The 349-nt window shown below is 65.6% G+C and carries 1 protein-coding gene; it reads right to left on the bottom strand.

Annotated features, from left to right (window positions below; all coding sequences use genetic code 11):
* Window positions 1-349 (bottom strand): polyketide synthase (locus tag H4281_RS45085; RefSeq protein ID WP_182896967.1); only part of this gene is annotated, 349 nt, incomplete at both ends.

The following is a 349-nucleotide window of genomic DNA, read 5'->3' as shown; positions in this document are numbered from 1 at the left end:
GCCAGCAACTCGACCGCACCCGCCGACCAGTCCACTTGGGACGACGGCTCGTCAAGGTGCAAGCTCCGCGGCAGAACCCCGTGCCGCATCGCCAGCACCATCTTCAGCACCCCGGCCACTCCAGCCGCGGCCTGAGTGTGTCCGATGTTCGATTTGATCGAGCCCAGCCACAACGGTTGTTCCCGGTTCTGGCCGTAAGTCGCCAGCAGCGCTTGCGCCTCAATCGGGTCGCCGAGTTTCGTGCCCGTGCCGTGCGCCTCCACAGCGTCCACATCAGACGTTGTCAATCCGGCATTCGCCAACGCAGCCCGGATCACCCGCTGCTGCGAAGGACCATTCGGCGCCGTCA

Origin of the sequence: Amycolatopsis dendrobii, assembly GCF_014145675.1 — a bacterium.
GTDB lineage: Bacteria > Actinomycetota > Actinomycetes > Mycobacteriales > Pseudonocardiaceae > Amycolatopsis > Amycolatopsis dendrobii.
The sequence above is the reverse complement of the archived record's forward strand: the minus strand, read 5'-3'. Positions and strand labels throughout refer to the sequence as shown.